Below are 23408 nucleotides of genomic sequence, written 5' to 3' on the forward strand. Positions count from 1 at the left end.
GGCAGCTTGACGCCCGTGATCCTGCGCAAATTTGCGCGATGGATGGCCACATCGGCAGGAAACGAGCGCAGCAGGTGGAATTATTCGTTCGAATGCGCCATTGCGTTCGACGAGATGTGGGGTGCGGTATGAGCTGGACGGCGAACTACGAATTCAAGCGCTTGGTCAAGCGGCTCATCCTGAACTACTTCGCGGGTTCCATCGTCGCCGTCCTCGGCGTGGGCGGCGCGCTCATCTTCACCACTCTCCACCTGACTCAACAAGACCTGCGGATCATCTGCGCCATCCTCGGCGGATCGCTCGTGTTGATGCTTACCGCAGATTCCATCGCATTTCGCCTGCAAATTCGCCCGATTCGGAAAGCGCTCCTCACCGCCCATCCGACGGAAGATGTGCTTGTCAACGGGTACAAGCGAGCGCTGCACCTGCCGGCGCTCGCCGTGATCCGCGTCATGGGGCCGCACTGGCTCACGTTCCTCATTCCCGGACTCGTGTCGTCCTCCATTCTCGTGCACCGCGGGCTTTTGCACTTGTCGATGGGCTACGTCTGGCTGGCATCGCTCGGCACGCTGATTGTCGCGTCGATGCACGCCGTGATCGAATTCTTTCTCACTTCCCGCTCCATCGAGCCGACGCTGGTCACCATCCGACGCAGGAGCGAGCACATGTACGGCGCGTCCGTCTTGCTCCGCGGGCAGGTGGTGGTGCCGCTTGCGCTCAAATTCGCGATGAGCGCCGTCGTGTTTGGGGCCCTGCCGCTCCTGTTGTTCGGATTGGCGAACGCCGTCCGTCTGACAAACGCGGGGCTCGGCTCATCCACCTATTGGACGTGGGCCGGCGGCATTCTGGCGCTCGGTTCGCTGTGTTCCGGTCTCGGGGGATTCCTGCTGGCGAGCGACGTGCAGCGGCCCATCCGCAGGCTGGAGGCGCTGATGCGGCGCGTGGAGCGCGGCGACTTTTCACTGCGCGTGGACGACACCTACATGGACGAGTTCTCGGATCTCATCCAAGGCTTCAACCTGATGCTGAACGGCCTGGCGTATCGCGACGCGATGAACCGCCAGCTCATCGACAGCTATTTCGCCACGCTCGCCGCGGCCCTGGACGCGCGAGATCCGTACACGGCCGGCCATTCGCAGCGCGTCGCGCGCTACGCCGAAGCCATCGGCCGCAAGGTGAACCTGTCCCCACAGACCGTGCGCGAACTGAGACAGTCCGCGCTCCTGCACGACATCGGGAAGATTGGCATCCGCGACGAGATCCTGCTGAAGGAAGGGAAGCTGACAGACGAGGAGTTCGCCATCATCAAGCAGCATCCGGTGATTGGCGAGAACATCATCAAACAGATTCAACCCGACTACGCGATGAAGCCGCTGTTGCCGGGCATCCGCTCGCACCACGAGCGATACGACGGCAAGGGCTATCCTGACGGGCTGGCCGGCGAGGAGATTCCGCTGTTTGGCCGCATCCTCGCCGTGGCCGACGCCTTCGACGCCATGACCTCCGACCGCCCGTACCGTTCCGGCATGCCCGTGGAGCGGGCCATTCAGGTGCTTCGAGAAGGGCGCGGGACCCAGTGGGATCCGCACTTCGTGGACGCATTTATCGAGGTATATCGCGAAGTCTACATTCCGGACGAAGCCAAATTCGCCGCGCGCGAAGCCGCGGCCTCCACGAGCCAGTGAAAGAGAGCCATCGCGCCCTCGTCCTCTCGCCACAGGTTTTCCGGGTGCCACTGGACCGCCACGACGGGCCAGCGCCCGTCCGACTCCACCGCCTCCACCAGCCCCTCGCTGTCCCACCCCACCGGCTTGAGCAGGGGCGCCAGGTCCTTCACCGCCTGGTGGTGAAAGCTGTTCACCCGAATGGCGGTCTTTCCGTAGCACTGCGCCACGCGCGATCCCGGCTTCAGCTTCACCGTGTGCGTGGACGCGTTGCGCGGCGCCTTTTGGCTGTGTTGGATTTTCCCCTTCCACTGGCGCGGCAGATCCTGATACAGTGTCCCGCCGAGCGCCACGTTCAACATCTGCATGCCGCGGCAAATGCCGAGCACCGGCTTCTGTTCCCGGCGCATCACCTGCACGAGCAGCATCTCGAGCCGGTCTCGCTCCGGCTCAAGCGCGCCCAGCCCCTGAACAGGTTCCTGGCCGTACAGATTGGGATCCACGTCGTTGCCGCCCGTCAGGACGAGCCCATCGAGCCGCATGCCAAGTTCGATGGCACTCGCCTCGTCCGCGAGATACGGCACGACCACCGGCAATCCGCCGGCCCGCTCCACGCCGCGGGCGTAGTCGTCCGTCAGCATTACGGCCTGGAGCGGCACTCCAGGCACCGCGCTCTGCCTCAACTCGTGCGATCCCGTCAGCCCAATCAACGGCCGCGTCAAGCGCCCCACCTCCGCCCCTACCATCAGGCGTTCCAGCTCGCGAGATACTGCTTCTGCGCTTCGGTCAACGCGTCGATTTCGACGCCCCACGTCGAAAGTCGCATGCGCGCCACCTCTTCATCCATATGCGCCGGAATCGCGTGCAACCCAGGCGGATACGGCTTCGTCATCACCTCGCGCAGGCCGAGCGCCTGGAGCGCAAACGTCATGTCCATCACCTCGACCGGATGGCCATCCCCCGCCGCGAGATTGACGAGCCTTCCTTCGGCGATCAGGTACAACCGGCGCCCGTCGGCCAATCGATACTCGTCCACATTCGGGCGGGCGGTGCGTACCTCGACGGCGAGATCGGCAAGAGCAGCCTTGTCCACCTCGACGTCGAAATGGCCCGCGTTGCCGAGAATCGCCCCGTCCTTCATCCGCTCCATTGCGTCGCGCGAGATGACCGCCTTGTTGCCCGTCACCGTGATGAAGATGTCGCCCACCTCGGCCGCCTGCCGAATAGGCATCACGCGAAAGCCCTCCATCACCGCCTCTACCGCGCGAACGGGATCCACCTCGCACACCACCACCTGCGCGCCGAGGCCTCGCGCGCGCATGGCCACGCCCTTGCCGCACCAGCCGTAACCCACCACCACCACGGTCTTGCCCGAAATCATCAGGTTCGTGGTGCGCATGAAGCCGTCCCACACGCTCTGCCCCGTGCCATACCGGTTGTCGAACAGGTGTTTGCACTGCGCGTCGTTGACGGCGAGCATCGGATATTTGAGCACACCCTCGCGCGCCATGGCGCGGAGCCGGAGAATGCCCGTGGTCGTCTCCTCGCATCCCCCGCGGATCTTCGCCGCCTGCTCCGGCCGCTCGCGGTGCAGGATGGTGGCGAGATCGGCCCCATCGTCAATCAGTCCCTCGGGATCCCAGTCGAGCACCGCCTCGAGGTGATGGCGGTACTCCTCCGGCGTGGCGCCGTGCCACGCGTACACGCGCACGCCGCGGCGGGCGAGGGCCGCCGCGACGTCGTCCTGCGTGGACAGCGGATTCGACCCCGCGATGGCCACTTCGGCGCCCCCCGCCTGAAGGACGAGGGCAAGGCGGGCTGTCTTCGCCTCGAGGTGCAGGCACATGGAGATGCGCTTGCCGCGAAACGGCTTTTCCGCTTGGAATCGGCGCTCGATCTCGCCCAACAGCGGCATGTGCGCCCGCGCCCACTCGATCTTCTCATCGCCGGATGAGTAGGCGTCCGGGTTGCGGATCATCGATGGCTTCGGTTGTGGCATGTCGGTTTTCCACGCTCCTTCTTAGGCATGAAAAAAGACGGATGGCCCATCCGTCCTCCTTGGCTTCGAACCCGCATCTCCGGCGGGAATGTTCAGAAATCGACCAGACCGAGGCTGATCAACAGCCCCTCGTTGACGAGCTTCATCGCTTCGTCGTCCAGATGCGTGATCTTGTCGGTCAGGCGCTGCTTGTCGATGGTGCGCAGCTGTTCCAGCAGAATCACGGAATCGCGCTCCAGACCGTACTTCTCCGCCTTGATCTCCACGTGCGTCGGCAACTTGGCCTTCTGGATCTGCGCGGTGATGGCCGCCACAATCACCGTCGGGCTGAAGCGGTTGCCGATGTCGTTTTGCACCACGAGTACGGGGCGAAATCCTCCTTGCTCCGAGCCGACCACGGGCGACAGATCCGCAAAGAAGATGTCCCCACGCCTGACATTCAATCGTTCACACCCCGCTCACCAAGCGCTCCACGGTGTTGCCGGCCTCCTGCTCGACCAGAAACGCCTCACAGGCGATGCGCAGGTTGAGAGGCGCCATCTCCTGATACCCGCGCTGCATGGTCTCGCGCAGATCTCCGGGCTCTCTCCTCGATACATACATACGCAGCGCCTCGCGCACGATGTCACGCGCGCGTTTGTCTCCGGATTCCCGACCCGCGGCTTGATCCCAGGCGTGAAATTTCGAACTCGACAAGCGCGGCACCTCCACTGTTTGCAGCGACGTCCCAGACGGCTTCCATGCCGCCATTATAGCCGTCTGCTTCCTTCGGCGCAAAAGGCGTCGAAACGCGACGGGCGCCCCGTCAATCGCACACGACGCGCGGCACGCGCCGGTGCACGCGGCACAAGATCTCGTACGGGATGGTCTGCGCCCGCTCCGCCAAACGGTCAAGCGACAACACGCGCCTCTCTTCTACATTCGACGCCATTCGATACGTTTCCTGCACGCGAGCCGCACGTTCTTCCGGGCGCAGTCGGCTCCACCAGCCGCCGCGCCAGGCGACGGGCGGATCGTAACCGAAGAGCGCCGCGATGTCGCCCGCAACGGCCTCGAGCCCCGTCGCGTCCACCATGAGCTGATCCATGCAGACGCGACCGATGACAGGTCGCAACTCGCCGCCAATCAGGACCTCGCCCCGGTTCGACAACTGGCGCGGATAGCCGTCCGCGTACCCGCCCGTGACGGTGGCGATGGTCATGGGCCGCTGCACCGCGAAGGTCGCGCCGTACCCCACGGTTTCCCCCGGCTGTGCCTCGGCGACGCGGAGCACGCCCCCATAGAGGCTCATGACCGGCCGCAGCGAGGGCGCCGGGAGAACCGACGGATCTGGGGAGTACCCATACGCGGCAATCCCCACGCGAACCATGTCGAGGTGCCACGCAGGGTTGCGCAGAAGCGCCGCGCTGTTCCCCGCGTGGACGCGCGGCGGGCGAAGTCCGGCGTCCTCGAGCGCGCGCACAAACGCCCCGAGGCGCTCCATTTGCCCCTCCGCGTGCGCCGGATCCTCCGCGTCGGCCGCGGCCAGGTGCGTGCCGGCGCCCACCAGTTCCAAATCCTCGCGCGCCGCGATGGAACGCGCCAGCGCCACCGCCTCGTCCGTTCGCTTGACCCCCAGCCGATTCATGCCCGTGTCGAGCGGCAGGTGGACGCGGAGCCGCTTCGGCAGTCGCGGGATATGTTCAATGGGGCTCAGGTCGGTCAGGGCGATCTCGACCTCGGCCTCCGCGGCCTTCACGCACGCGTCCGGCGTGACCGCGCCCAGGACCAGGATGTTCACCTCGCGATGGAACGCGCGGATCTCGAGCGCCTCCTCGACGGAAGCCACGGCCACGTGGTGCACCCCCTCGCGCACCAGGCGGCCCACCACCGCGCGCACGCCGTGGCCGTAGGCGTCCGCCTTGACGGCCACCATCAGGCTCGTGCCCGGGCGCAACCTACTTTTGAGATACCGGATGTTGTGGGAGAGATGAGCGAGATCAATCACGGCAAACAGGGGTCGATACATTCGGGGTCACCTCATGTGCTGAGTGTAACACAAACGCGCCACCCAGAGGCCTCGGGCTTCCTCTGAGATGGCGCGGATAGCGCGGCGGAAAGCGACGTGGGGTCACTTTCCGACCTCGGCAAACGTGGAGATGGCGATGTTCTCGAGCTCGGGCAGGGTGAGATCGTTGGACGTGAGATCGAACTCGATGCCGTTTTGCATCCAGGTCAGATTGGCGACATGGGTGCCAGGCGCCTCGTCGTAAATGGCGGGAACCCCGTACAGGTCTACCAACTCCGCGTTCGGCAGCCCCGCGGCGCCCGGCGTCAACGCGGACTCCGTCAGCACGTAGTGATGGCCTCCGCCCTGGTAGCGCATCATGATGCTCGACTGATCGGGCTCGGCGAGATCGGTCAGTTTCGTGCCGTACATGGCCGGTGGTTCGATGTAGTCGAAGGCGTGATCGGATGCGAGGGTGGGTTTGGCGGCCTGCCCGGCTTGCGCGATGGTCTGCGGGTCGAAGGCGTTCTTCGGGAACTCGACGCCGGTCTCGAACGACTGATACGTGATGACGACCGCGGCCTTGCCGTTTTTGTCGAGCAACGTGACCGACTGCGGCTTGAGGTCCTTGGAAAGCACGATTTGCTCCCGGCTGATCACGTCGCTCGCGGGCACCACGGGCACCTCGAACGCGTAGGCGTCCTTCTCGCGGCTCACCTTCACGGATTTGTCGGACGCAATCCGCTGCAGGAGCTGATCATACAGGTAAATCTGCCCCTGGTTCTGCGCCCAATTGCCGTTGAAGCGGAACACCTTCCCGAGCGACGGGCTGACGATGAACATGCCGTTTGGCGTGCGGACAATGACCTGGTTGATCTGCTTGTCAGCGTTGCCGAGCTCAATCTTGTACAGATCCTTCGACTCATAGGAGACGCGCACGAAGTACTTCTGGACGTTGTTGTCCATCTGCACCGTCATGATGGCCTCGCTCTTGTAGTTCTTGTTCTCGAGGGCCTGCGCCTCCGACTGGATCTTGTGACTCACGGAACTGGTGGTGCCGGAGATGCCGCAGCCAGCGACGACGCCCCCCGCGAGGGTGAGCGATAACAGGACTGCCGTTAGCTTTCGCATAGCCACCTCGCCTTTCTCCGCCACGCACCATCCTCACTCCGAGCCGTCCACCTCCGCGCGATACGCGCGCACCGCGTCCGGAAGCCGCGCAATGACGTCCGACGCCGTGACGGCGACCTCTGTCCAATCCTCTCCCGCGCGTTCACCGGCCCGGCCGTGCAGCCACGCGCCGAGCGAGGCGGCGTCAAACGCGTCCAGCCCCTGGGCAAGGAGGGCGCCGATGACGCCGGCCAAGACGTCCCCCGTCCCCGCCACCGCGAGCGCGCTCGATCCCGTCGGATTCACCCGCACCCGTCCGTCGGGGTGGGCGATGATGGTCCTGTGCCCCTTGAGGAGCGTGACCGCCTGACTGCGTGCCGCGATGGTCCTCGCGGCCTCGAGCCGCCGCGCCTGTACCTGGCGCGCATCCCAGCCGAGCATCCGCGCGGCCTCCTTGGGATGCGGCGTCAGCACGAACTCGCCCGCCACCGGATCGAACTGGCCCCCGTGGCCCACGGCCGCGAGCGCCTCCGCGTCGATCACGCCGCGCGCCACGCCCGCCCGGACGAGATCGTACAGCCAGGTGCGCGCCTCGCGGCCGAGCAGCCCGAGTCCCGGTCCGACGATCACGGCGTCGACGTCCTGCAGTAGCTGGGCAGGATCGCTGCCTTCTCGCACCACAATGTCGGGCGCAAACAGGGACGCTTCCGCGCGGGCGCCTGCGACGACCACCAGCCCCGCGCCTGCGCGGAGAGCCGCGAGCGAGGCCAGCCGGCTTGCGCCCGGCATCTGGCCGAAGGCGATGCCCACCTTGCCGAAGGTGCCCTTGTGGCTCATCGCGCTGCGGAAGCCGAAGCGGCGGCCAAACGCTGCGGGCGACACGTAGGACGCCTGGACGCGCGCCGGATCGACCGGGATGCCGACGTCGGCCACGCGCACGCGCCCGGCGTGGAGGGCGCCCGGCGTGACGGCCGTGCCGAGCTTCTCCGCCGCCATGGCGATGGTCTCGTGGGCGAGAATGGCGGGCCCGGGGACCTCGCCGGTGGACGCGTCGACCCCGGAAGGAAGATCTGCGCTCACGATGTAGGCCGAGGACGCGTTCGCCTCTTCAATCATCTGCGCCACGACGCCTTCCGCCGGACGCGAGACGCCCGTGCCAAGGAGCGCGTCGATGAGCACGGCGCGATCGCGGCGAGAACGCCCGAACCCTGCGAGCGACTGGCGAATGCTTCCGGGCTCGTAGATGCGCCACGGGACGCCGAAGCGCGCCGCCGCCTCGTGCGCCGTGCGCGCGTCCCCCTTTAGGGCGGCCGGATCGCAGGACGACAGCACCTCGACCTCGATGCCCGCGTGGCGAAGCCACCGCGCCGCAACCCAGCCGTCGCCGCCGTTCATGCCCTTGCCACACAGGACCACCACTTTTTCGGGGCACAGTTCCCGGACGCGCTCCGCGATGGCGCGGCCCGCGTGATCCATGAGGACGATGGCCGGGACGCCGAAGCGATGGATGGTGTCGTGATCGAAACACCGCATTTCATCACTCGTGACGAGATACACACAAGTGCCCTCCCCGAGGATTGGTATATGCATATGAGCCGTGTCCACGAAGTATGTACAACGTTGACAAGCGCTGAGGGCGGTTACCGCTGCTCCACGACGGCGACGGCAAACGCCACGCCAGCGGCATGGGTGAGCGCGAGGTGAATGCGCACGCGGGCGTCCTCCGGCGGACCGAATTGCGCCCAGAGCGCGGACGCCTCTTGCCAGGTCACGTAGAGCCCCGCTTGCCCAATCGACACGGACACGTGCGGCATGGACAGGCGGGCGAGGCCGCACCCCACCGCCTTCGCCAAGGCCTCCTTGGCGGCGAACCGACCCGCGACAAACTCCGCGAGCCTGTCGGGATGGGAGATGGCCGCCGCCCGCTCCTGCTCGTCCGGGGCGAGCACGCGCCGGAGAAATGGCGCGCCGTGTCGCTCGACAGCTCGCAGGATGCGCCGCGTTTCGACGACGTCGTTGCCGATTCCGACGATCACGTCTTCACCACCCTCATGGCCCGATTGTACTACGGCGCAAGCGACGCCGCGTGGGTCGCTGGAAAAGATTCATCTACGATGCGACATTCTGTGGACGAATCGGAACCCATTTCCGCGCGCGGACATCTGCGGTAGACTGGGAGGCGGGGGAATGCGCATGCATATCATCGGTCACATGGTCCGCTTCGTCGTCTCTGCACTCGTCCTGTTGCTGGTCAGCCACCTTGTGCATGGCTTTTACATCCGCGGATTCTGGCGCGCCATCATCGCCGCGATTGTCATCACGCTGTTGGGCCTGGCGATGGAAGCCCTGTTCGGGCGGCAAATTTCGCCGTACGGGCGAGGCATCATCGGCTTCATCAGTGGTGCCATCGTCATCTATGTCGCGCAGATCTTCGTGCACGGCATGCACGTGAGCATCATCGGCGCGCTTCTGGCGTCGCTCGTCATCGGCATCATCGACCTGTTCATCCCGACGAGCTTCCGCCGCCCGCGGAACGAGTAAGCGCGTTGCGGGAGAGGCCGGTCCGCGAACCTGCGGGCCGGCCTCACTTTTTTGCGCGTGTTCTGACGGGCACCACGATGTACCCTCCCGGAAGTGCTTCCCGTCGCCATCCCAGGTGGGCACATCGCCAAGCGCTCTGACCTGGCCGTTCAGCAGGTGTTCCGCCGCGACGGCGCAGAGCATGGCATCGACCTGATCCACCGTCGGTTGGATGACGCTCGTGCATTTCTTGTTCGTTTATGGCACAATGATTGGGATATGTCCACAGAAAGGGCGGACAGACGTGCATCACGTGCTTGAGGCCATCTTCGTTCTCTTCGTCGGCGTCGCCTTCACGTACCTGATGAAGATCCGCCCAGGCGCACAGCCCATGTCGCGGGCGAAGATGATCGCGTACTTTGTGCTTGGCGTCGTGATTGGCGTCATCTTCATCACCACGGACCACATCTACGCGCCCACGACGGGGCTTTGAACCACGCTGCCCCGCCCGGGCCACGACATCGAACGGAGCGATACATGGCATGCAAGGGTTGATCACGCTCAAGAGCCGGCATGAACAAAACCTGATGCGAGAGGCGGGCAAGGTGGTTGCGGGTTGCCATGAGGCGCTGCGCAGCTTCATCCGGCCCGGCATTCGAACCCTCGACATCGACCGGTTTGTCGAGGACTTCATCCGCCGGCACCGCATGGAGCCAGCGCAGAAGGGCTACCGGGGCTATCCGTACGCCTCGTGCACGTCGGTGAACGACGTCATCTGCCACGGCTTCCCAGGCGAATACGTCCTCCAAGAGGGCGACATCATCACGGTAGACATGGTCGCCGTGCACAAAGGGCTGCACGCCGACTCGGCCTGGAGCTACGCGGTCGGCGAGGTCAGCGAGACGGCCCGCCGTTTGCTCGATGTGACGCGCCAAGCGCTCTACATCGGCATTGAACAAGCGGTGCCGGGCAACCACATCTCCGACATTGGACACGCCATTCAGACGTACGTCGAGGCGCAGGGGTTCTCCGTCGTGCGCGATTACATCGGCCACGGCATCGGGCGCCAGATGCACGAGAGCCCCGAGGTTCTTCACTTCGGGCCGCCGCACCGTGGGCCCAGGATCAAGAAAGGCATGGCGTTCACCGTGGAGCCCATGGTCAACGTCGGAACCTACGAAACCAAGCTCGATCCCGACGGCTGGACGGCTCGCACCGCGGACGGCAGCCTGAGCGCGCAGTACGAGCACACGCTCATCATCACGGACGAGGGGCCCGAAATCATCACCAAACAAGATGGCGAATGAACCCAAAAAAGCCGCCGGGGCAATGCGCCTCGGCGGCCCTCATATTCACCCGTGAACGGTCTTCGGCACTCGCTCCCGTCGGGGAGGTCGGACCTGGAGCCACTGCTCGTCGATTTCAAAGTGCGCGTCTGCGAGAATCTTCGCCAGGTGTTCGAGCGGCGTGCGGGCAACCTCGCGATACGATTTGCGCGTGTAGAGGTCAATCGCGTTCGGCAGCTCGCGCTTCAGCTGCTTGCGCAACCGATTCCCGGCCGCATCCGCGTCCACCAAGATGTACACCTCTTCGTGCTGCAACGGGACGATGTCGTTTTCCACCTGCTCGTAGCTCAACGTGCCCTGCGTGCACACCACGTCCACCTCTTCGCGCAGCACCTTCAGAATCCTCGACTTGTCCGTCTTGCCTTCGACGATGATGACTTTTCGCGAAGTCGCGTGCGTCCGCATGTCGCTCAACTTCCTTCCGTCATCGCGCGCGGCCGATGCCGCGCGGCGAAGGTGACTTCGTCGGCTCACGTCCATCATAGCACGAGTCGCGCCCCACCGGCAGAGGTCGTCCCTGGCAGCTGCGGCGCCACGGCGCGCCGGATGGAACATGCGTGCCAAGATGCCATCTCGCCCCCTTTTTCGCAGTGTATGCAGGGCTCACTCGTCCCCATACGGACGGGGCTGTCGGCGATATGTAGAAAAAGGCCGCCTCCAAGGTGGGGGCGGCGGTGCGGACGCTTCCCGGCCTCACGCCACGGGCGTGCAGACCGTGGTCGTCGAGCACGTGTACGCGGGAACGAGCAGGAAGAACAGCACGAAGATAATCAGAAACACCACTGCCCAACGCGTGTAGCCACCAAACACTCCGTACATCTGCGTTCCCTCCTCCGACAGGTTTGTGCCGGCCGGCACATTGCCATAGAATGCGGGAAGAACGCGATGGTGCGGGCGAATGGCCAGGGCCCATGCCAAGTCCACGCCGAAGGGAGATGAATCCCCATGTTCACCCCGTTGCCCCTCAAAGGCCCCGAGGCGCTCGACACGCTGCCCACCGTGGCGCTCGTCTTCGTCCACACGCCGCTCTGCGGCACGTGTCAACTCGCGCGGCGCATGCTCGAGGTGGTCGACGCCGCCCACGCCAACCAACTCCCGCTCTACGATCTCGACGCCAACCTCGCGCCCGAGGCCATGCAGGCTTGGAAGATCGAGAGTGTTCCGGCGCTTTTGTACGTGAAAAACGGCGAGATCGCCCACGTCCAATACCGGTTTGGCGACGTGGTCTCTCTCGCCGAAGCGATTCACCAGTTTCTCGGACGTTAGCGCGGAATGCCCGGCACAACCGCCGCGAGCTCGTCCCAGGTGAGGTATTTGCGCTCGATGTCCTCTTCCACGAGCCCGCGCCCGCGCTGAACTTCGATGAACTGCATGCCGGTCTCCGTGCGAATGGCGTGCCACACGCCCTGCGGCGCGCGCACGATGTCGCCCGCCGCGACCTTCTGCCAGCGGTCATCGACGACGATCTCGCCCTCGCCCTCGATGATGGTCCATATCTCTTCGCGCCACTTGTGCCGGTGATAGCTGAGATTGCGGCCCGGCAGAAGCTCGACGCACTTCGTCAGGACCTCCGTCTCGTCGTCGAGCAACTGATAGTCAATCACGCGGTAGCGCCCCCAGCGGCGCTCCTCGTACATGGGCCGGTTGTCGAGCGGGGCGACGACGTCCTTGAGGCCGGCGGCCATGTCCTTGTCCGCCGCGAGAATGCCGTCCGGCGTGGCCACCACAATGGCCCTCTTCAGCCCGAGCGCCACGACCGGGAGCCCCAGCTCGTTCACCACGTGCGTGTCCTCGCACTGGGAGAGAATCGCGCGCCCCACGGCCTCGCTCTCCATCTGCTCCGCGAGGGACGACCAGGTGCCGAGATCGGACCAGGTCCCCCGGTACGGGTGTGCCACGATGGACGTGAGCTTCTCCACGACCTCATAGTCGAAGCTGCGCTTCGGGAACTGATCGAAGCCATGGCGCGCCTCCGCGTACGTCGAGGGCAGGCCGCGATCGCGCAAAATGCGGACGATGGTCCGCGGCTGGAAGCAGAACACGCCGCAGTTCCAGAGCGCTCCCTGGCGAATCAACTCCTCCGCCACGGCGCGTTCGGGCTTTTCGACGAATCGCTTCACGCGGAAACAGTCGCCCTGCGCCGGCGCCTCCGGGACGATGTAACCGAACTTGCTCGTCGGCTCCGTCGGCCACACGCCCATGAGCGCCATCTCGGCGCCTTCGCGGAGCAGAATCGGTCCGAGGTTTTGGATTTCCTGGAAGTAGTGATCGTCCACGAAATGGTCCACGGGGCAGACGACCACCGGCTCGTCAGCGTCCACGCCCCGCTCGTCGAGCAAGTACAGCGTGGACAGGGCGATGGCCGCGAAGGTGTCACGCCGCGCAGGCTCCTCAATCACGTCGATCTCGCCGAGCTGCGCGTGAATCATCTCCACCTGCGGCTTCGACGCGCACACGAACACGTCGGTCGCGGGGAGCCCCGCCTGGCCAATTTGCCGCCAGACACGCTGAAGCATCGATTCGAGCCCCTCACCTTCCGGGCGGGGCAGGATGCGCAAAAACTGCTTGGACCGGACGTCGTTCGACATCGGCCACAGGCGTTTGCCAGATCCGCCGCTCAAGAGAACCAGTTTCATCGTTCACCACTCCCTTCCCCGGAATGTGCCGCCTTGGCGGATGGATACACTCCCCATCAATCACAGTTCTCACTATAAAACATCGGCAGGTGTTTCGTCCATGGGTGGACAGCCCTCGAGGCAGACGAAGACGGGGCCGCCCGCCGCTGGTGCGGCTCGGGCTGCCCCGCTTGACTCAAGGTGTATTGGCTTTGTTGGCCAGCGCGCCGTTCGCTTCCGAAGCGTTGGTGTCCCCACCTCCGCTGCCATGACCGCCTTTCCCAGATGACACCACCTGCGACTTCGGACTCGGGCTGGCGGTCTCGGGAGGTGTCGATGTCACCGTCGTGTTGGCCGGTGTCGTGTTCGCCGTGTTGGTGATGTTGTTACCCGTGCCCGTGGTGGTGTTTCCCACGGTCGTGTTGCCCAGGCCCTGGTTCCCAAGACCGCCCGAACCGTTTCCCGGGAGCGTATTGTTGAATCCGTTGCCCGGCGATGTCACGTTCGTCTGGTTGTTCACGCTCGGCGGCGCCTGACTCGTCGTCACCGTCACGGACACCGGCTGGCCCAGCGCTTGACCGGTCGCTTGGCTGGTGGCCTGCACGGTATAGATGTACGTCTCATTGGGCTGAACGGACGTGTCCGTGATGGTCTGCGCGGTCGTCTGGCCAACCGGCACCGTCTCGTCCGCGCCGTTGGTGGACACGCGCGTCACCACGTACGTCACGGGCTGCGAAAAGCTGCCCGACCAGGACAGGGTCACCGTGTTGGCGTTCGGGTCGTACGTCGCGGTCAGGTGCGTGATGGCATTGGTCGGATTCGCGTTCGTCTGCCCGCCGTTCATCTGATTCACGTAGTCGACCCCTTGCGCAGTGCCGGTGATGTACGGATACGGGCCCGCCGAGAACTGCTCGGGCGTCTCGTTCGCCAGCGCGAGCGCAATGATATCGTGGAAGATCTGCGCGGCGTTCGCGGACGGATCGACCGGCGACATGGTCATATGGTGTTCTGGCGTCGACACGTCGTAGCCAATGTGAATGCTGCCCACCAGATTCGGCGTGTAGCCGTCAAACCAGCCGTCGCGCACCCAGTTCGGGTGATCGCTCACGAGGCCGGCGCTGTACTGCACGGTCCCCGTCTTGCCGGCGACGCCCCAGCCCGGCAGCTTGGCATTCTGGCCCGTGCCGTAATCCACGACATCCTCCATGAGGCGCGTCATGTCGAGCGCCACCTGCGGCGTCATCACCTGCGTCTGCTGCGGCCCCTCGTGGTAGATAATCCCGCCCTGGCTGTTCACGATCTTCGTGACGAGATACGGCTGAGATCGAATGCCGTTGTTGTCAAACGGAGTGTACGCGGCCACCATCTCCATGGGCGTCACCCCATTCTCCAAGCCGCCGATGGCGATGCCGAGGTGCTCATAGTCCTTGGGCGTGAGCGGGATGCCGTCCGCCTTCGCGAAGTTGGCGCCCGTGTCAATACCGATCTGCGACAACAGCCACACCGATGCGACGTTCTGCGACCACTCCAGCGCATACTGGAGCGTCACCTTTGGCGGCGCATTCGGATCCCAGTTCTGCGGGATGTACCCGCCGCCAAAATCCTGAGGCGTGTTGTCCAGGATGGACGTGTAGGTCCACTTGCCCGTGGCCAGGGCCGGCGCGTAATCCATGATGGGCTTGATGGACGATCCCGGCGAGCTCGCCTGGTAGACGCGATCCAGCCCGAGCGGCACGTACCCTTGGCGGCGCGAACCCGCGGCGCCGAGGATGGCGCCGGTCTTGGGATCCACGAAGATGGCGGCACCTTCGACCACGGTTCCCGTCGTCGGCCCCGGGAAGTCCGAGTCGTACTTCCCGCTCCAGAACACCTCGTCGATCGCGTTCTGCACGTTCGGCGCAACGGTCGTGTAGATCTTCAGCCCGCCCTGCATGACCTCCTGAGGCGGAATGCCATGCCGATTCAGGTAATCGAGCAGGAAGTTCGTCAGGAGCGGCTGCGTGTTCCAGCCATCCCCCGGGAACGAGTGGAACGAAACCCCGAGCGGCTGCTTCTCCGCCGCGTCGGCCTGTGCTTGCGTGATGTAGCCGTACCGCACCATGTTCTGCAGCACCTGATTGCGCCGCGCGAGCGCGGCCTGCGGGTGCACGAGCGGATCGTACGCCGTCGGCGCCTGCGGCAGCCCCGCGAGCAGCGCGGCGTCCGCGAGCGTCAACTTGTTCGGCTCCGTCTTGAGGTCGATGCCGAAGTACCGCAGGGCTCCTTGCTCAATGCCGACGGCGCTCTCCCCCATCGGAATGCGGTTCAAATACATCGCGAGAATTTCCTGCTTGGTGAAATTCCGCTCGATCTGCATCCCCAAGATGACCTGCTTGAACTTGCGCACAAACGTCTTTTGATCCGTCAGATAGACCATCTTCGCGAGCTGCTCGGAAATCGTGCTCGCGCCCTGGGCCAAGCTGCCCGAGGAGACATCCACGAACAGCGCGCGAAAGATGGATTTGATGTCGATGCCCGTGCTGTTGGTCCAGAACGTGTGATCTTCCGTCGCGACGATCGCGTCCTGGATGTCCTTCGGGATCTGGTTGTATGTCAGATCTGTGTTCGGCGAGCCGAGCGTCAGGAGCTTCGTCCCGTCGGCGGCGTACACGACCGTCGGCTGATGCGATTCCTCCAAGAGACTCGCGTTAAACGGCGTGAGTCGGACCGCGAGGTAAAAGCCTACCGCAATCACCACGACAAGCGCGACGACCGTTCCGAGGGCGATGGCAATCCATCGTCGAACCAAACGGCCCACCTCCATCGATATGGACTTCTCAGAGCCGCTTCATGCGCCAACTGAGCGTGGGCGCCGGAACCGGGGACAGAGCGGCCACCGGCACGCGCACCACCTGCGATCCCACCTGAACCTGGAGTTGGCCTACCACTTGGTTGGCCGCAATCGGCTTTTTCGGATCCAGCGCATCCGCGCGGTACGACTGCTTTACCGAAAGCCCTCCCCAGCCGATGACCGAAACGGGCGCCGTCGCGACGAGCGAAACAGGCTTCGCCCACGGCGCGGACAGCGTCCCGACCGTCTGCCCGGCGGAGACAAGCTGCACAGAGCGCAGCGCCTTCTGAGCGTCTTGCGACATCGAGACGGCCGCGTTCAACGCCTCGGCGAGAGGCTGCGGACCCTTCTGGCCCAGCACCGCGCCAATGATGAGCACCTCGCGGCTGCCGATCACCTTGCGCGCGGCAAACACGAAACAGCCGCCCGCCGCGAGGGTCGATCCCGTCTTGCCCCCGATGATGGTCCCATGCCCCACCACCGAATCGACGTTGTACACCATCCCAGCGACAGGAAGCACGGCTTGCGCCTCACCCACAATCTGGCGGAACACCGGGTTCCGCATCGCCAACGCAAACAACTTCATCTGATCCGCCGCGTCGCTCTGGCTCGCGGGTGAGTATCCCGTGGGATCCGCGTAGTGCGTTTCGGTCATGCCCAGCTTCTTTGCCGTCGCGTTCATCTCCTGGACAAACGCCTGCACGGATCCGTCGCACCACTTGGCCAAGAGCGTGCCCATGTTGTTGCCGGACGGCAAAAGCAGCCCCTCGAGCGCCTGGTACTCCGTGATCTGCTCGCCCGCCGCCACCTTCACCACGGACTGCCCCTGAGCCTTGTCCTTCTGATAGACCTTCACGTCCTCTGGCGTGACCGTGATGGAAGGTCCCTGTTGCCCCAGCTGGAGCGGGTGCTTCTGAAGCACCAGGTACGCGGTCATAACCTTGGTCACGCTCGCGATGGGGACAGGCACCTGGGGCCCGTAGGTCCCGAAGCTCCCCACGCCGTCGGCCATCAGCGCGGCCTCCCCCTGCGAAGGCCAATGGATGACAGGCTTCTCCCCCGGGATGACACGCGGAAGCGGCGCGACCACGTCGGCGGCCGCCTGCGGGATGGGGCGCACCAGTTGCACAATCGGCACGCCGATGACGATGATGGCGATCACGATAGCAATGACGAAACCGCGCAAACTACGCACAACCATCCTCCTATACTGCTGGTCCCGCGCCCATCAGGTCGCAGGCTGTTCTGTCTTGGCGCCGGACTTCGACGCCTCCATTTCGCGCATCAAGCGCTTGTAGCGCACAAACATCGCGATGCGCCACGGCACGAGCATGCCGAACGCCAGGCAGAAAAAGAGCGATCCCGTCTGGTACACATCCACATACCGCTCGACGACGCTGTGGAGGACAATGCGCACCACCAACAGTCCGAGCAGGATATAGATGAACGCCCGCGACCGCTTCAGGTAGACGCCATCTTCTCCTACGTAAAAATGGCTCGTCGCGATGAGCGGATAGCTGAACATGCACCCCACCAGGAACGCGGCCACGGCGTAGAGAATCGGCTCGCGCGTGAACGGAAACAGATACATCAAGAATCCCGTGCTCATGGCGAGCGGCGGAATGAGGATCTTCCGCGCATTCGTCGGGCGCTTCGATGCCCTCAGCCGCACAAAAATGACCGTGACGGCAAACACGATGGCAACCACGGTCGCAATGAGCGTGGTGACTTCGCTGTGATTCACGCTCTCCCCTCGCCTTCCTGCGAGATCCGACGAGCTCATTTGGCGACAATTGCTGCCCCCATGCGGACTACGTGTGAGTATACCACCATTGACTCAACGCTTTCTTGAACAGCGATCTACAAAACTACGAACTTTGCACACGCGCGGGCGCGGCGGGCGGCAGATCATCTGGAAAACCTGACAGCCGCCTGCTAGAATTCTTTCGGTCACTAAATCAGTTGTCAAGCCTGTCCCAGGGAAGGAGGCGCGTCCGTGGCAGAACGTTACGCGCATTTCATCGCGCGCTTCAAGTACGCCATCATCGGCGTCTGGATCCTTGCCGTGGCGCTGGCGCACGTGTTCTTGCCGCAGTTGAACGCAATTGTCGCCCACAAGAACACGGAATTTTTGCCAAACTCGTCGAGCGTCGTGATCGCCAGCAACTGGTTGAAGTGGGTCGACCCGTCCCGCCAGGCGGGTTCAAGCGCCGTGGTGGCCTTGTACAACCCGCATGGATTGACGCCGGCGGACAAGGCGTGGTTCACCCAGAAGCTGAGGCAGGTGGCCGAGCACAAGCGTGCCTACGGCGTGAAGACCGTCACGGCCGCCTACAACCAATCGAAGTCCGTGGCGAACCAGTTTTTCAGCGCCGATGGCACCGTCGAGATCGCGACCATCGGCTTCCCGGGCAACGACGTGTCCAAAGCCACCGACGCATCGCTGAACCAGCTTCATCAGGTATTTCAGCAGCCGCCCAAGGGCGCACAGGTGCTATTCACCGGCGACACGCCCATCGAAAACGACAACATCAACATCTCCATGGACGGCGCGTCGAAGACGGCGGGCGTGACCATCGCCCTCGTGCTCGTCATTTTGCTCATCGTCTTTCGGTCTGTCGTAGCCCCGTTCTTGACGCTCGTCAGCATCGGGCTCTCCTATCTTCTGACCACGAACCTCGTGGCCGTCCTCGCGAACGTGGGCCTGCCGGTCTCCACGTTCACGGACACGTTTCTCATCGCCATCATCTTCGGCGCAGGCACGGACTACAGCATCATCGTGCTCAATCGGTTCCGGGAAGAGGCGAGCCGAGGCCTCGCGCCGGTGGACGCCCTCGCGCGAGCGATGTCCGGCGTGGCCAAGACCGTCGTGTACAGCGCGCTCACCGTCTTTCTCTCGTTTGCGACGCTTTACTTCGCTCGTTTTGGCCTCTTCCGATCCGGCGTCGGCGTGGCCGTCGGGCTGGCCGTGACCCTGTTTGCATGCCTGACGTTCCTCCCGGCGCTGATGATGGCGCTCGGGCGCTACGTGTTTTGGCCGCGGCGCAACCTGGATGGCGCAAGCCACAAGCCCTCTCGCATCTGGGATCTGACGGGCAGAACGGCGCTCCGCCATCCTTGGTGGACGCTCGCCGGCGTGCTTGTGGTGCTCACTCCCGTGGCGCTGTCGTTTACCGATCAGCGCACGTTCGATCCGACCTCCGACATCCCGACGGCGCCTTCCGTCGTGGGCTTTCACATCGTGTCCAAAGCGTTCGGCCCCGGCAAGGTTCTGCCGATGGATGTCGTGATCGACACACCGGAAAACCTGCGCACGCCGCAGGGGCTGACGACCATCGAACAGGTGTCGGAGGCCATCGCGAAGCTACCATTCGTGCAACAGGTGCAAAGCGCCACGCGGCCGACGGGCAGCGTCATCACGGAATTTGAATTGGCCAAACAGAACCAGCTCGCAGCCAACGGCCTGGGCAAGGTGCAGAACGGCCTGAATCAGGTCGCGAGCAGGGTAGGGCCGGCGGGCGCAGCGCAGGCGGCCGACGCGGTGAACCGGCTCGCGGGCGGCGCGACGGCGCTCGCGCTAGCGGGAGGAAAGCTGAGCCAGGGCGCGGCGCAAGCGCAGGCGGGTGCATCGAAGCTCGCCTCCGGCGCGCAGGCGCTCGCAAACGGCGCAGCGCAGCTCGCGCAGGCCAACGCCAAGCTGCAGGGAGGCGCGGCCCAGGTGGCGGCCGGATCGCAGCGAGTGGCGCAAGGCGCGGGGCAACTCGCCGGTTCTGCGCGCAGCCTTGCATCGGGGCAGTCGACGCTTGCGCAGGGGGCGGCTCGCGAAGCGCAGGCGGCCGAGCAGCTCGCGAACGCCATCGCGGCCTGGACGAAGGCCCATCCGGCGGAAGCCTCCGATCCCAACTGGCAGCAGATTGTCGCCCTGGCGCAGGGCAGCGCATCGGGGGCGCAGCAGACGGCGAAGGCGGCTAGCGAGCTTGCGAATGGCACAGCGCAGTGGGCGAATGGCGCGACCTCACTGGCGGAGGGGGCGAGCAAAGTCGCGGAGGGCGCAAACCAGATCGCGGCGGGCAGCCAAGGCGCGGCATCTGGGGCCAAAGGCCTGAGCGACGGAGCCCGCCAAGTAGGACAAGGCGCTTCTTCGCTGGCGCAGGGGCTGGATCAGCTGAGTGGCGGCGCTCGCCAACTTCAGGCGGGGCTCGGTCAGTGGTCGGCCGGCGCTCGCCAATTCTCCTCCGGCCTTTCGAGCGCGGGTGCAGGGGAAAATCAGCTGCACAGCGCGCTCGTCAAGCTGTCGAACGGCGTGGGCACCGTCAAGTCGGCGCTCGACGAGACCGCCAAGGCGCAGACCTCGGGCGATCCCGGCTTCTACGTGCCGGCGTCCGCCATCTCGTCGAACAAGAGCCTGCGTCAGGCGCTGGACAGCTACATCTCTCCGGACGGACACGTCGCGGACATTCGCGTCACCCTGAAGTCGGATCCGTATTCCATGACGGCCATTCAGGAGATGCCGCGGCTTGAGGCGGTCGCCCAGGCGGCCTTCACAGCCGCCCCCATCCATAGCGGGCAGGTCGGGTTTGCGGGTACCACGCCGACCCAGTACGCGCTGAACCAACTGTCCAATCAGGACTTCGTCCGCATGATGGCGCTCATCCTGGGATCCATCTTCGTCCTCCTCGTGGTGATGCTGCGGTCGCTCATCGCGCCGCTGTACGTCATCGCCTCGCTCACCGGGACGTACTTCGTGACGATGGCGTGCCTGCAGTTTGTCGCGGTGGACGTGATGCACAAGGCGGGGATCAGTTGGACGGTTCCGTTCTTCGCCCTGCTGCTTTTGGTCGCGCTCGGCGTGGATTATTCCATCTTCCTGATGTCGCGCTTCGACGAGGAGTTGCGGCGCCATCCGGAGCTCAACCTGCGCAGCGCGATGCTCCACGCCATGCGCCAGATGGGCGACGTCATTTTTTCCGCGGCTGCCATCATGGCGGGCACGTTTGGCTCCATGTCCGTCTCCGGTGTGACCACGCTCGTGGAAATCGGCCTGTCGGTCATCATCGGGCTCGCGCTGTACGCGCTCATCGTGTTGGCGCTCTTCGTCCCGGCCTGCACGGCGATTGTCGGAGCGGCGCACTTCTGGCCATTCCGCCGAGCGCCTCGCGAAGAAACCGAGTTGAGGCTGCCGCAAGAAGTCGCGGCGGAGTAAAACCGAAGCTCTCGGGAGCGGACCGAAGACAAACGCCACCTGCCGGCCGTTACGCCGCAGGTGGCGTTTCGCGTGCATTCCGCGCTGAGCATCGAGGAGCTCACCCAGGGGATGGGCGACGCAGATCCCATGTCGGGTCGAAGATCAGTCGGTCACTAGGCCGGGCGCGGCATCTGGTGTCAGAGCGCGCTGAAGGTCTGGTTGCACAAAGACTACCCGCTGATTCCCGTCGGGCAAGCTCGTTTTGAACCGCAACCCGAAGAACTACTTCGCGGAAGTCGAACAGGCGGCCTTCTCCCCCGCCCACGTGGTGCCCGGCATCGGCTTTTCGCCCGGCAAAATGCTGCAGGGGCGGCTCTTCGCCTACGGCGACGCGCACCGGCATCGCCTCGGCGCAAATGACAACCTGCTGCCGGTCAACCGGCCGCACGCGACGAGCGCGCAAAACGACCAGCGGGACGGCGCCATGCGTTTCGACGACAACGGTGGGTCGGCGCCGAACTATTATCCCAACCACCCGGGCCACCCGGCGCCGACGGAACGCGCGCGCGGGCCCGAGTACCCCGTGCAGGGGCTTGTGGGGCATCACGAGTATCGCGATCGCGACTTCTACACCCAGCCCCGCAAGCTGTACCACGTGATGCCAGAACAAGAGCGGGCCGATCTCGTCGACAATCTCGCCGCGTCGCTGCGACAGGTGGATCGCGGGATTATTGAGCGGCAGATGGGGCATTTTGAGCAGATCGACGGAGATCTGGCACGGCGAGTGGCCGAAGCGCTCAAGAAAGGTTAACCCTCGAGGGTGCCGCACACGCGAAGGGGCGCCCGCGCGGTTCTCCGCCTGGGCGCCCCTTCCGTTGCAACCTTCACATGTTTAGCCCTCACACGCGCAAAGCGCGTCACCACTCCGACTGCGCATCGCGAACCCAGCGGTCCACGCAGTCGTCACAGAGCCGATCCCACTCGCGCTCTTCCCAAGGGCGGCAAGGCTCCGGGATCTCCGTGCCGCACAGCACACAGGTGGTGGTCTCCGCCGTCCTCTGCATCCTTCTCACCACTCCCGTCAGAATCACGTGTCTTTTCGATTGACACCCATCATACCACGGGAGCGCGAGAGTTTCAACAGAATGTTCAGAATATGCAGTTTCGTCGGCGCGAGCCTCGCACCCAGGGCGCCTGGAAGGCGCCCCGTGCGCCCATAGCGATTCGACGGGAGAACGAACTTCAAATGAGCCCGTACGAAGACAGTACGCCGCGCAGCTTGGCCGTCATCTCATCGCCAGGCAGCGCGAGCGGCGGCCTCACCACTGGCCGAATTTTTCCGAGCATCGCAAGACACGCCTTCACCGGACCCGGATTCGTTTCCCAGAACAAAGCCTCGTTGAGGTCCGCAAGTTGAAAGTGGAGATCCATCGCCTCGTGCCACTTCCCGGCCTGCACGAGATCGTACAGGCGAGCGACTTCTCTCGGCAGGAGATTGGCGGTCGCGCTGAAATGCCCCGCACCTCCGAGCGCCAGCATCGGGTAACACAAGAGCTCGATGCCCGAGTACACCAGAAAGTCCCGGCCGCACGCCTGGAACACCCGCGTGACCTGATCAAAGTCCTTATTCGACTCTTTGACGCCGATGATGTTCCGGCAGTCGCGCCTGAGGCGCGCCATCGTGGCGGGCTCGAGGTTCACGCCGGTGCGCCCAGGAATGTTATAGAGGATGATGGGGATGTCGACGCTGTCCGCGATGGCGCGAAAATGCCGATAAAGCCCCTCCTGCGACGGTCGATTGTAATAGGGAACAATGACGAGCGCGGCGTCCGCCCCCAGCCGCTCTGCGGTCTTCGTCAAGCGAAGGGCCTCTGCGTGATGGGTCGATCCAGTCCCTAACACCACGGGCACCCGGCCGCGCACGGCATCGACCGTGACTTCGAACAGGTACTCCCGTTCTTCGACGGTGAGCGAACTCGGCTCGCCGGTGGTTCCTGCGCACGAAATACCGTGAGATCCGCTCTCGATTTGCCACTCAATGAGATCGCGATACGACCTCTCATCAAACGATCCGTCTTCCAAAAACGGCGTCACCATCGGAACGATGGAGCCGCGAAGACGCGAATACACGTCCAGCTCGCCACGCATGTCT

General features: G+C 64.5%; 23 protein-coding genes. 7 read left to right on the forward strand and 16 right to left on the reverse strand.

Translation table 11 applies throughout. The features are described from left to right. Positions 1–128 precede the first annotated feature (128 nt). Entirely contained in the window at positions 129–1685 is a 1557-nt protein-coding gene (locus AS26_RS01920; RefSeq protein ID WP_062305685.1) for an HD domain-containing phosphohydrolase, read from the forward strand. Here the strand turns inward: AS26_RS01920 and AS26_RS01925 are convergent. From AS26_RS01925 to acpS, 8 genes are all read right to left on the reverse strand, one after another. Beyond that, a complete protein-coding gene (locus AS26_RS01925; RefSeq protein WP_062305687.1) occupies positions 1625–2386 on the reverse strand; it encodes a gamma-glutamyl-gamma-aminobutyrate hydrolase family protein in 762 nt (253 codons plus the stop codon). The genes AS26_RS01920 and AS26_RS01925 overlap by 61 nt on opposite strands. Before the next feature lie 23 nt (positions 2387–2409). Then, positions 2410–3663: an adenosylhomocysteinase gene (locus AS26_RS01930; RefSeq protein ID WP_062305688.1), complete on the reverse strand. Its 1254-nt coding sequence runs from the start codon at positions 3661–3663 to the stop codon at positions 2410–2412. A gap of 92 nt (positions 3664–3755) precedes the next feature. Beyond that, complete coding sequence (locus AS26_RS01935; RefSeq protein WP_008336350.1) at positions 3756–4106, reverse strand: type II toxin-antitoxin system PemK/MazF family toxin; 351 nt, start codon at positions 4104–4106, stop codon at positions 3756–3758. A gap of 4 nt (positions 4107–4110) precedes the next feature. Then, positions 4111–4359: a hypothetical protein gene (locus tag AS26_RS01940; protein ID WP_062305727.1), complete on the reverse strand. Its 249-nt coding sequence runs from the start codon at positions 4357–4359 to the stop codon at positions 4111–4113. 109 nt (positions 4360–4468) lie between these two features. Beyond that, complete coding sequence (gene alr / locus AS26_RS01945; RefSeq protein WP_062305690.1) at positions 4469–5671, reverse strand: alanine racemase; 1203 nt, start codon at positions 5669–5671, stop codon at positions 4469–4471. A gap of 102 nt (positions 5672–5773) precedes the next feature. Beyond that, entirely contained in the window at positions 5774–6781 is a 1008-nt protein-coding gene (locus AS26_RS01950; RefSeq protein WP_245629557.1) for a LolA family protein, read from the reverse strand. Positions 6782–6814: 33 nt separating this feature from the next. Continuing rightward, complete coding sequence (locus AS26_RS01955) at positions 6815–8317, reverse strand: bifunctional ADP-dependent NAD(P)H-hydrate dehydratase/NAD(P)H-hydrate epimerase (protein ID WP_062305692.1); 1503 nt, start codon at positions 8315–8317, stop codon at positions 6815–6817. 83 nt (positions 8318–8400) lie between these two features. Beyond that, a complete protein-coding gene (gene acpS, locus AS26_RS01960; protein ID WP_062305694.1) occupies positions 8401–8796 on the reverse strand; it encodes a holo-ACP synthase in 396 nt (131 codons plus the stop codon). A 157-nt stretch (positions 8797–8953) separates the two neighbouring features. Here acpS and AS26_RS01965 point away from each other — a divergent pair, with 157 nt between their 5' ends. The 3 genes from AS26_RS01965 (at position 8954) to map (ending at position 10587) form a co-directional block, all read left to right on the forward strand. Next, positions 8954–9301 (forward strand): phage holin family protein, encoded by a 348-nt coding sequence (locus AS26_RS01965; RefSeq protein WP_062305729.1) that lies wholly within the window; start codon positions 8954–8956, stop codon positions 9299–9301. Positions 9302–9584: 283 nt separating this feature from the next. After that, entirely contained in the window at positions 9585–9773 is a 189-nt protein-coding gene (locus AS26_RS01970) for a hypothetical protein (RefSeq protein WP_062305695.1), read from the forward strand. Positions 9774–9822: 49 nt separating this feature from the next. Beyond that, the gene (gene map, locus AS26_RS01975; RefSeq protein WP_062305696.1) at positions 9823–10587 is read left to right on the forward strand and encodes a type I methionyl aminopeptidase; all 765 of its coding nucleotides are present in this window, start codon (positions 9823–9825) and stop codon (positions 10585–10587) included. Positions 10588–10632: 45 nt separating this feature from the next. On the opposite strand, the gene AS26_RS01980 is transcribed toward map, so the two are convergent. Both AS26_RS01980 and AS26_RS14815 read right to left on the reverse strand, forming a co-directional pair. Continuing rightward, positions 10633–11031: a toprim domain-containing protein gene (locus AS26_RS01980; RefSeq protein ID WP_242549240.1), complete on the reverse strand. Its 399-nt coding sequence runs from the start codon at positions 11029–11031 to the stop codon at positions 10633–10635. 288 nt (positions 11032–11319) lie between these two features. Further along, positions 11320–11445: a hypothetical protein gene (locus AS26_RS14815; protein WP_281176930.1), complete on the reverse strand. Its 126-nt coding sequence runs from the start codon at positions 11443–11445 to the stop codon at positions 11320–11322. A gap of 126 nt (positions 11446–11571) precedes the next feature. Between AS26_RS14815 and AS26_RS01985 the strand changes: the two genes are divergently transcribed. Next, positions 11572–11892 carry a thioredoxin family protein gene (locus AS26_RS01985; protein WP_062305699.1) on the forward strand — a complete coding sequence of 107 codons (321 nt, stop codon included), beginning with the start codon at positions 11572–11574 and terminating at the stop codon, positions 11890–11892. On the opposite strand, the gene AS26_RS01990 is transcribed toward AS26_RS01985, so the two are convergent. The 4 genes from AS26_RS01990 to AS26_RS02005 form a co-directional block, all read right to left on the reverse strand. Next, positions 11889–13262: a sugar phosphate nucleotidyltransferase gene (locus tag AS26_RS01990; protein WP_062305701.1), complete on the reverse strand. Its 1374-nt coding sequence runs from the start codon at positions 13260–13262 to the stop codon at positions 11889–11891. The two genes, AS26_RS01985 and AS26_RS01990, sit on opposite strands and share 4 nt — an antisense overlap. Before the next feature lie 175 nt (positions 13263–13437). Further along, complete coding sequence (locus tag AS26_RS01995) at positions 13438–16038, reverse strand: transglycosylase domain-containing protein (RefSeq protein WP_245629564.1); 2601 nt, start codon at positions 16036–16038, stop codon at positions 13438–13440. Between the two features lie 19 nt (positions 16039–16057). After that, a complete protein-coding gene (locus AS26_RS02000; protein ID WP_245629558.1) occupies positions 16058–17272 on the reverse strand; it encodes a D-alanyl-D-alanine carboxypeptidase family protein in 1215 nt (404 codons plus the stop codon). A gap of 27 nt (positions 17273–17299) precedes the next feature. Then, positions 17300–17815, reverse strand: coding sequence for a CcdC family protein (locus AS26_RS02005; protein ID WP_062305705.1), 516 nt, complete (start codon positions 17813–17815; stop codon positions 17300–17302). Between the two features lie 252 nt (positions 17816–18067). Here AS26_RS02005 and AS26_RS02010 point away from each other — a divergent pair, with 252 nt between their 5' ends. Both AS26_RS02010 and AS26_RS02015 read left to right on the forward strand, forming a co-directional pair. Beyond that, on the forward strand, positions 18068–21274 hold the full coding sequence (locus AS26_RS02010) for an MMPL family transporter (protein WP_062305706.1): 3207 nt from the start codon (positions 18068–18070) through the stop codon (positions 21272–21274). Positions 21275–21518: 244 nt separating this feature from the next. Next, positions 21519–22067: a catalase gene (locus tag AS26_RS02015; protein WP_245629559.1), complete on the forward strand. Its 549-nt coding sequence runs from the start codon at positions 21519–21521 to the stop codon at positions 22065–22067. Positions 22068–22173: 106 nt separating this feature from the next. Here AS26_RS02015 and AS26_RS14150 read toward each other — a convergent pair whose 3' ends face one another. Further along, a complete protein-coding gene (locus tag AS26_RS14150) occupies positions 22174–22320 on the reverse strand; it encodes a hypothetical protein (protein WP_157068428.1) in 147 nt (48 codons plus the stop codon). 178 nt (positions 22321–22498) lie between these two features. Continuing rightward, a complete protein-coding gene (gene hpaI / locus AS26_RS02020; RefSeq protein WP_062305708.1) occupies positions 22499–23404 on the reverse strand; it encodes a 2,4-dihydroxyhept-2-ene-1,7-dioic acid aldolase in 906 nt (301 codons plus the stop codon). Positions 23405–23408 lie beyond the last annotated feature (4 nt).

It is taken from the genome of Alicyclobacillus sendaiensis NBRC 100866, from assembly GCF_001552675.1.
Taxonomy (GTDB): Bacteria; Bacillota; Bacilli; order Alicyclobacillales; family Alicyclobacillaceae; genus Alicyclobacillus; species Alicyclobacillus sendaiensis.